A 7,626-nucleotide genomic window follows, 5' to 3' on the forward strand; every position below is an offset into this window, starting at 1 on the left:
CGGGGCGCGGACCCGGCTTGGGCGCCGCCGGACGCGGGGCCTCACCCTCGGGGGCCGGTGCGCGGAAGCCGCCGGGGGCGTTGGCCGCGGGGCGCGGACCCGGCTTGGGGCCGGGCTTGGGAACAACGGTGGGACGTGCTGCTTCGCCGCCGGCCGACGGGGCCGGGGCCTTGGTCGGCTCGGGACGCGGGCGCGGCTTGGGGCTGCTCTTCGCCCCGCCCTTCGCCCCGCCGGAGCCGTTGTTCTCGTTGAAAGCCTCTTTCAGGCGGCGTACCACGGGCGCCTCGATCGTCGAGGACGCCGAACGTACGAATTCGCCCATCTCCTGGAGTTTGGCCAGGACAGCCTTGCTCTCCACACCAAACTCTTTAGCGAGCTCGTATACCCGGACCTTCGCCACTGCTCTCCTCTATCTCGGTCCGGGACATGAGCGTGTGCCGGACCGTCGCTAGCTTGACGTACTCATCGCTGCGTACTCATCGAGCGCTCATCGCAATCTCGACCCGCTTCCGACTCGTCGCTACACAACAATGGGTGGATGACACCGGGTCCTCCCGGCATGACAAGACCCGCCGCGTACCCGGTCAGTACAACCAGGCGGGCGGCGTGATCATTCCAACCCTAATCCAGAACCCCGGCTGATTCGAAATCAGACCGCGGCGAAGCACTCGGCGACGGCCGAGGCGTCGAGTGCCCGACCTGCGCGGAACGCCCGTGGCCAGACCCGACGCCGCTGAGCGGCCTCCCAGCACCGCCGGTCGGGGTGGAGGTAGGCTCCCCGTCCCGGCATCCGCCGTGCCGGGTCGCACACGACCGCGTCCCCGTCCAGTGCCAACCGTACGAGGTCGGACTGGGCTGCTTTCGCCCTGCAGCCCACGCACGTGCGCACGGGAGCCGCTGGATCGGTTCCCATCCTAACAGCGGCCCCCGTCAGCCCTGGGCGCCGGTACGGCCGTCCGACTCCCCCTGCTCCTGCTCGCGCTGGGCGGCCAGCTCGGTGTCGGAGCGGATGTCGATGCGCCAGCCGGTGAGGCGGGCCGCCAGCCGGGCGTTCTGCCCCTCCTTGCCGATCGCCAGCGACTGCTGGTAGTCGGGCACGGTGACCCGGGCCACACGGGCCGCGGCGTCGACCACCTCGACGTGGTTGACCTTGGCGGGCGACAGCGCGTTGGCGACGAACCTGGCCGGGTCCTCGGAGTAGTCGACGATGTCGATCTTCTCGCCGCGCAGCTCGTTCATGACGTTGCGCACCCGGCTGCCGAGCGGTCCGATGCACGCGCCCTTGGCGTTGACGCCGGGCTTGTTGGACCGGACGGCCATCTTGGTGCGGTGCCCCGCCTCGCGCGCGATCGCGGCGATCTCGACGGTGCCGTCGGCGATCTCGGGCACCTCCAACTGGAAGAGCTTGCGCACCAGGTTGGGGTGGGTGCGCGACAGTGTCACCGAGGGGCCGCGGTGGCCCTTGCGGACCTGGACGACGTAGGCGCGCAGCCGCTCGCCGTGGTTGTAGGTCTCGGTCGGCACCTGCTCCTGGGGCGGCAGGACGGCCTCGATGCGGCCGAGGTCGACCAGCACGTTGCGCGGGTCCTTGCCCTGCTGGATGACGCCGGAGACGATCTCGCCCTCGCGGCCGGCGAACTCGCCCAGGGTGACCTCGTCCTCGGCGTCGCGCAGCCGTTGCAGGATGACCTGCTTGGCGGTGGAGGTGGCGATACGGCCGAAGCCGGAGGGAGTGGCGTCGTACTCGCGCACGAACTGCCCGTCCTCGTCGCGCTCCTCGACCCACACCGTGACGTGTCCCGTGGCGCGGTCCAACTCCACTCTGGCGTTGGTGTCGGGGCCCTCCTGGCGGCGGTACGCGATCAGCAGCGCGTCCTCGATCGCCTTGACGACGAGGTCCACCGAGATGTCCTTCTCGCGTTCCAGGCTGCGCAGGACACTCATGTCGATATCCACGGGGCTCCCCCTCTAGTCCGCCGCGTCGTCGTGGCGGAATTCCACCTGGACCTTGCCTCGTCCCAGGTCGGAGAAGGCGTACACCTGGCTCTGGCCATCGACGTCGAAGGTGACGCCCGTCTCGTCGGTGGCGACCACGCGCCCTCTCACCTGGCCACCGGCGACGAGCGGCGCGTGCACCAGGCGTCCCCGGGCGCGCCGCCAGTGCCGTGGCTCGGTCAGCGGCCGGTCCACGCCAGGCGAGGTCACCTCCAGTACGTACGGAGACTGCCCCATGACATCGGCCTCGTCAAGCGCGGTGGAGATCTTCTGGCTGACCTCGCCCACGGTCTCCAGGTCAACGCCGTCGTCGGAGTCGACCACCACCCGGACCCGACGGCGCCTGCCGACCGGAGCGATCTCCAGTCCCTCCAGGTCGAGTCCTGCCTCGTCCAGGATGGGGGTCAGCAGTTGCGCGAGACGCTCGTGGCGGGTCTGCGCGCCCATCGTGATCCTCCTCGGCGTTCCCGTCCCGGTCCCGGCGGTCGCGGGGCGGTCCAGTCGTGTCATCGGTGCGCCGCCGCCCCGGAGGCGACGGCTTCAGCTCCAAGGGTATCCACAGTCGGCGGCTGCCCCGCATCGCTCCACGTGCCGTGGTGCCGCCTCCCGGTCCGCCGCCCCGCCGCGCACCGCCCCGCAGCACTGCACGGCGTGCGAAGATAGGGCGCGTTCGGCTCCTCTCCCGTCGTGTCCTCAGGAGGTACCGTTGCGCGACCACGCCCTCTCCCGCCGCGCGGTCCTGGCGGGCGGCGCGCTGGCCGCCGTGCTCGGGGCGAGCGGCTGCCGCGGCTCCGACTGGTACCCCAGCGAGGTCACTCCCGACGAGTACCTGCTGCGGGCAGCGATCGCGGAGAAGGAGCGGCTGGTGGCCCGCTACAGGGCGGCGATCGACGCCGGGGCCGTCCGGGACCCCGGGCTGTGCGAGGAGCTGCGCGGCCACCACGAGCGGCACCTGGCGGTGCTGCGGGACCGATTGCCCCCGCGCGACACCGAGCCGGAGGTGTCCGCGAGTCCCGGGGCGCCCGCGCCCGAGGCCACCGACGAGGAGGGGCTGCGGCTCGCGGAGGAGGCCGCCGCGGCGAACCGGCTCCGCCAGCTCGGCCAGGCCACCGACCCCGCACTGGCCCAGCTCTTCGCCAGCGTCGGCGCCTGCGAGGCGGGGCACGTCCACCTACTGTCGGAGGCATAGTTGACCGGTACGTCCGAGCCCACCCCCACCGAGACGGCGGACGCCGCGGTCGCGGCGCTGCGGGACGCGCTGCTGGCCGAGCACGCGGCGGTGTACGGCTACGGCTTCGCGGCCGCCGGGATCGGCGCGGACCTGCGCGAGCTGTGCCTGGCCCACCTGGAGGAGCACCGCGCCTGGCGGGACGCGCTCCACGGCGAGCTGGCCGCGCGCAACACCGTTCCCCCCGGCGGAGAGGACGCCTACCAACTGCCGGAGGAGGACGGGACCGAGGCGCTGCGGGCCTTCGCGGCCGGGCTGGAGGAGACCACGGCGCAGGCGTACCTGGAGCTGGCCGCCGTGCCCGACACCGGCCTGCGCGACCTCGCGGGCCGCGCCCTGCGCGAGGCGACCCGGCGCACCCTGGCGCTGGGCGGCACGCTGAGCGCCTTCCCCGGCTTCCCCGGCGGGGAGCTGTAGGGCGCACACACGTCCGGGGCGCCCGCGCGGGACGCCCCGGGAGCTGCGGTCCGGCCTCAGCCGTTGACGATGGCGACGACCGTGTCGACGACGCTGTCCAGGGAGACCTCGGAGCGCTCGCCGGTGGCGCGGTCGCGCAGTTCGACCACGCCGTCGGCCAGTCCCCTGCCCACGATGACCCCGGTGGGGATGCCGAGCAGCTCCGCGTCGGTGAACTTCACCCCGGGGGAGACGCCCTTGCGGTCGTCCACCAGCACCCGCACGCCCCGCTCCTCCAGCTCCCGGCCGATCCGCAGGGCGACCTCGATCTGCTCGCCCTTGCCGGTGCCGACCACGTGCACGTCGGCGGGGGCGATCTGCCGCGGCCAGATGATGCCCCGCTCGTCGTGGGACTGCTCGACGACGGCGGCGACCACGCGGGAGACGCCGATGCCGTAGGAGCCCATGGTGATCCGCCTGGGCTTGCCGTCGGGGCCGAGCGCGTCCAGGGAGAACGCGTCGGTGTACTTGCGGCCGAGCTGGAAGACGTGCCCGATCTCGATGCCGCGCGCGGTGTAGAGGGTGCCGCTGCCGTCGGGCGCGGGGTCGCCGTCGCGGACCTCGGCGGCCTCGATCGTGCCGTCGGGGGTGAAGTCGCGCCCGCACACCAGGTCGACCACGTGGTGGTCGGCCTGGTCGGCGCCGGTGACCCAGGCGGTGCCCTCGACGACGCGGGGGTCGACGAGGTAGCGGATCTTGTTGGCCTGTAGCGCGCCGGGGCCGATGTAGCCCTTGACCAGGAAGGGGTGGGCCGCGAAGTCCTCCTCCTCCAGCAGCGCCACCTCGGCCGGGGCGAGGGACGCCTCCAGGCGCTTCATGTCGACCTCGCGGTCGCCGGGCACGCCGATGCCGACGATCTCCCAGTCCTTCTCGCCGGGGGCGCGGGTCTTGACCATGACGTTCTTGAGGGTGTCGGCGGCGGTGAAGGTCCGGCCGAGCCCGGCGCCGTTGAGGAAGTCCACCAGCGACTCGATGGTGGGGGTGCCGGGGGTGTGGTGCACCCGCGCCTCCGGCAGGCCCTCGATCGGGCGGGCGGGCGGGGCGGGCGTGACCACGGCCTCCACGTTGGCGGCGTAGTCGGAGCCGGTGCTGCGGACGAAGGTGTCCTCGCCGCTGGGCGCGATCGCCAGGAACTCCTCGGAGGCGGAGCCGCCCATCGCGCCGGAGGTGGCCTTGACGATCACGTATTCCAGGCCGAGCCGGTCGAAGATGCGGATGTAGGCCTCGCGGTGCGCCTCGTAGGAGCGCCGCAGCCCCTCGTCGTCGAGGTCGAAGGAGTAGGAGTCCTTCATGTGGAACTCGCGGCCCCGCAGGATCCCGGCGCGCGGCCGGGCCTCGTCGCGGAACTTCTCCTGGATCTGGTAGAGGATGACCGGGAAGTCCTTGTAGGAGGAGTACTCGCCCTTGACCAGCAGGGTGAACAGCTCCTCGTGGGTGGGGCCGAGCAGGTAGTCGGCACCCCGGCGGTCCTTCAGCCGGAACAGGGTGTCGCCGTACTCGGTCCACCGGCCGGTGGCCTCGTAGTACTCGCGGGGCAGCAGCGCGGGCAGCAGCACCTCCTGGGCGCCGATGCGGTTCATCTCCTCGCGCACCACGGCGGCGACGTTCTCCAGCACGATCTTGCCCAGGGGCAGCCAGGTGTAGACGCCGGGCGCGGTGCGGCGCACGAACCCGCCGCGTACCAGGAGTTTGTGGCTCGGCACCTCGGCGTCCGCCGGGTCCTCACGCAGGGTGCGCAGGAACAGGTTCGACATCCGCAGTAGCACGACCACCACTCCTCGGTGAGATCGCGGAGGCACTCCGCTCGGGCTTCTTGGGTCTGGGCGGGTCGACGGCCTCGCCCGGAAGGGGCTTCCAGGCTAGCGGTACCGGGCGGGAGGCGCGGACTCCCCGCGCGTCCGCTCCGCGGTGCGCCTACCGTGGGACCGGCACGGACCGCACGACCAGGAGGGACGGAAGACGCATGGGCAGGGGCGACGCGGAGGCGGCGGAGCGGCCGACGAGGGAACTGCTGCGGGACGCCGACCGCCCCGACTCGTGGGTGCTGCTGGTGGACGGCACCCCGCAGTCGCACGTGGACCTCTCCGATCCCACCCACCTCGACTTCGAGTACGTGCGCCGCCTGGGGCACGTGGCGGACCTGGTGGCGCCGGAGCGGACCCCCGTCGACGCCTTCCACCTGGGCGCGGGGGCGCTCACCCTGGCCCGCTACATCGCCGCCACCCGCCCCGGGTCGCGGCAGCGCGCCGTGGACATCGACGGGGACCTGGTCGCGCTGGTGCGGCGGGAGCTGCCCTGGGACCGCCGGGCCGACCTGCGGGTGGCCACGGGGGACGCCCGCGCCTGGCTGGCGGCGCGCCGGGAGGACAGCGCCGACCTGGTGGTGTGCGACGTGTTCGCGGGGGCGCGCACCCCGGCGCACCTGACGTCGGTGGAGTTCGCGGCGGAGGCGGCCCGGGTGGTGCGGCCCGGCGGCCTGTACGCGGCGAACGTGGGCGACGGCCGCGCGCTGCGGCACGCCCGCGCCCAGGTCGCCACCGTGGGCCGGGTCTTCGCGCACGTGGCGCTGATCGCCGAGCCCTCGGTGCTGCGTGGGCGGCGGTTCGGCAACCTGGTCCTGGTGGCGGGGCACCGGGAGCTGCCCGTGGACGAGCTGGCCCGGCGGGCGCACCGGGACCCGGACATGGCCCGGGTGCTGTGCGGCGCGGAGCTCGACCGGTTCGCCGCGGGGGCGGCGGTCGTGCACGACGCGACGGCCCAGGACTCCCCGGCTCCCCCGGAGAGCGTCTTCTGAGCCTGCGGGTCAGGCGGGCAGGCGCCGCTCGATGAGGTCGCTGAACTCCGGGGACTGCCTGAGCTGCACGCCGCCGTCCGGCGCGGGCCGGGTGGACATGCCGTGGACCCGGCCGTCGTGCCACCACAGCATCTGGTCGGTGACCGGGGCGGCGGCGTACTGCCGGAAGACGGTGTAGAGGAACGGGATGACCGGCAGCGAACGGCGGCTGTACAGCACCGTGTAGACCATGACGTTGGGGTCGGGCAGCATGACCAGCGCCCCGTGGGGGGCGGGGCGGCGCATGACGTCGGGCAGCCGCATCACGTGTGCCGAGCCGGCCCAGTCGACGCCCTGGACGACGTGGACGTCGGTGTCGGCGCCCGAGGGCAGCACGTGCTCCTGGTAGCGGTCGCGGGCCATGTTGCCCAGGGCGGCGAACCACAGGTCCTGCTTGCTGCGCCCCCACGCCTGGGCGTGGCGCTTGTCGAGGACCGCGCCGGAGTAGTCGTTCGGATTGGTGCGGTAGACGAGCAGTGCCGTCAGGAGCGGGTTGATGGAGTAGGCCAGCTTGTCGGTGCCCAGAGGGGTGGGGTCTCCGGCGAGGATCACGCGCAGCCACGGCGCGGCCGTCTCGTAGGGGACGCGCAGCAGTTCCTCGTGCAGGTTGCCCTGGGGCCCCGGGTAGGGGCCGGGGTGCGGAAAGTTCATGGGGTCTCGGGTGTTTCCTCACGGTTCCGCCCGCCGGGTGCGGGCTGGTCTTGGTCCGCACGGTACCGCTGTCGGCCGACAGCGGGCGCCCGGAGCGGCCGGCCCTCTCTTTGAGGTAGGTTCATCCCATGTTTCGAGTGCCGGGTGCCCGTCCCGGCCGTCCCACCCTACGGAGTCCCCGTGTCCGAGACCGCCCCGTCCCGTTCCGCCCCGCCCGGCTGGCGCTCTCCCCTACTGCTCGCGCTCGCCGGGGTGCTGTGGGGCACCGGCGGCTTCGCCGGATCGGTCGTGCAGGACCTGACCGGAGTCCACCCCCTGGCGACGGCCTGCTACCGCCTGCTCGTGGGCGGGGCTGCGGCCACCGGGGTGCTGGCGGCGGCCGGGCGGCTGCGGCGCCTGCCGCGCACCGGGGCCGCGGCGCGCCGGGTCGGCGCCGCGGGCGCCCTGCTGGCCGCCTTCCAGG

9 protein-coding genes and 1 pseudogene are annotated in these 7,626 nt (G+C 73.3%); 4 read left to right on the forward strand and 6 right to left on the reverse strand.

All coding sequences use genetic code 11. From position 1 onward, the window contains the following. From AC529_RS19280 to rimP, 4 genes are all read right to left on the reverse strand, one after another. Positions 1-400, reverse strand: a 400-nt coding sequence (locus tag AC529_RS19280) for a translation initiation factor IF-2 N-terminal domain-containing protein (RefSeq protein ID WP_198156254.1), incomplete at its 3' end; no start/stop codon positions are given. 249 nt (positions 401-649) lie between these two features. Next, positions 650-913 (reverse strand): YlxR family protein, encoded by a 264-nt coding sequence (locus tag AC529_RS19285; RefSeq protein WP_083947842.1) that lies wholly within the window; start codon positions 911-913, stop codon positions 650-652. Between the two features lie 17 nt (positions 914-930). Further along, complete coding sequence (gene nusA, locus AC529_RS01135; RefSeq protein WP_068753069.1) at positions 931-1,944, reverse strand: transcription termination factor NusA; 1,014 nt, start codon at positions 1,942-1,944, stop codon at positions 931-933. Positions 1,945-1,968: 24 nt separating this feature from the next. Then, entirely contained in the window at positions 1,969-2,442 is a 474-nt protein-coding gene (gene rimP, locus AC529_RS01140; protein ID WP_068753070.1) for a ribosome maturation factor RimP, read from the reverse strand. Positions 2,443-2,701: 259 nt separating this feature from the next. On the opposite strand from rimP, the gene AC529_RS01145 reads away from it, so the two are divergent. Continuing rightward, on the forward strand, positions 2,702-3,184 hold the full coding sequence (locus tag AC529_RS01145) for a hypothetical protein (protein WP_068753071.1): 483 nt from the start codon (positions 2,702-2,704) through the stop codon (positions 3,182-3,184). Beyond that, on the forward strand, positions 3,185-3,640 hold the full coding sequence (locus AC529_RS01150) for a ferritin-like domain-containing protein (protein WP_068753072.1): 456 nt from the start codon (positions 3,185-3,187) through the stop codon (positions 3,638-3,640). A gap of 56 nt (positions 3,641-3,696) precedes the next feature. Here the strand turns inward: AC529_RS01150 and AC529_RS01155 are convergent, their stop codons facing one another. Then, the gene (locus AC529_RS01155; RefSeq protein ID WP_083947968.1) at positions 3,697-5,445 is read right to left on the reverse strand and encodes a proline--tRNA ligase; all 1,749 of its coding nucleotides are present in this window, start codon (positions 5,443-5,445) and stop codon (positions 3,697-3,699) included. A 197-nt stretch (positions 5,446-5,642) separates the two neighbouring features. Here AC529_RS01155 and AC529_RS01160 point away from each other — a divergent pair, with 197 nt between their 5' ends. After that, positions 5,643-6,473 (forward strand): spermidine synthase, encoded by an 831-nt coding sequence (locus AC529_RS01160; RefSeq protein WP_068753073.1) that lies wholly within the window; start codon positions 5,643-5,645, stop codon positions 6,471-6,473. 9 nt (positions 6,474-6,482) lie between these two features. Here AC529_RS01160 and AC529_RS01165 read toward each other — a convergent pair whose 3' ends face one another. After that, complete coding sequence (locus tag AC529_RS01165) at positions 6,483-7,163, reverse strand: hypothetical protein (protein WP_068753074.1); 681 nt, start codon at positions 7,161-7,163, stop codon at positions 6,483-6,485. Positions 7,164-7,343: 180 nt separating this feature from the next. Here AC529_RS01165 and AC529_RS20270 point away from each other — a divergent pair. Further along, positions 7,344-7,626 (forward strand): annotated as a pseudogene (locus AC529_RS20270) (EamA/RhaT family transporter); the annotation flags it as partial.

Origin of the sequence: Thermobifida cellulosilytica TB100 (genome assembly GCF_001517975.1) — a bacterium.
GTDB lineage: Bacteria > Actinomycetota > Actinomycetes > Streptosporangiales > Streptosporangiaceae > Thermobifida > Thermobifida cellulosilytica.

Coding starts and splice junctions, on each gene's coding strand:
- AC529_RS19285 (WP_083947842.1), bottom strand. CDS start 913: ATGGGAACCGATCCAGCGGCTCCCGTGCGCACGTGCGTGGGCTGCAGG.
- nusA (WP_068753069.1), bottom strand. CDS start 1,944: ATGAGTGTCCTGCGCAGCCTGGAACGCGAGAAGGACATCTCGGTGGAC.
- rimP (WP_068753070.1), bottom strand. CDS start 2,442: ATGGGCGCGCAGACCCGCCACGAGCGTCTCGCGCAACTGCTGACCCCC.
- AC529_RS01160 (WP_068753073.1), top strand. CDS start 5,643: ATGGGCAGGGGCGACGCGGAGGCGGCGGAGCGGCCGACGAGGGAACTG.
- AC529_RS01165 (WP_068753074.1), bottom strand. CDS start 7,163: ATGAACTTTCCGCACCCCGGCCCCTACCCGGGGCCCCAGGGCAACCTG.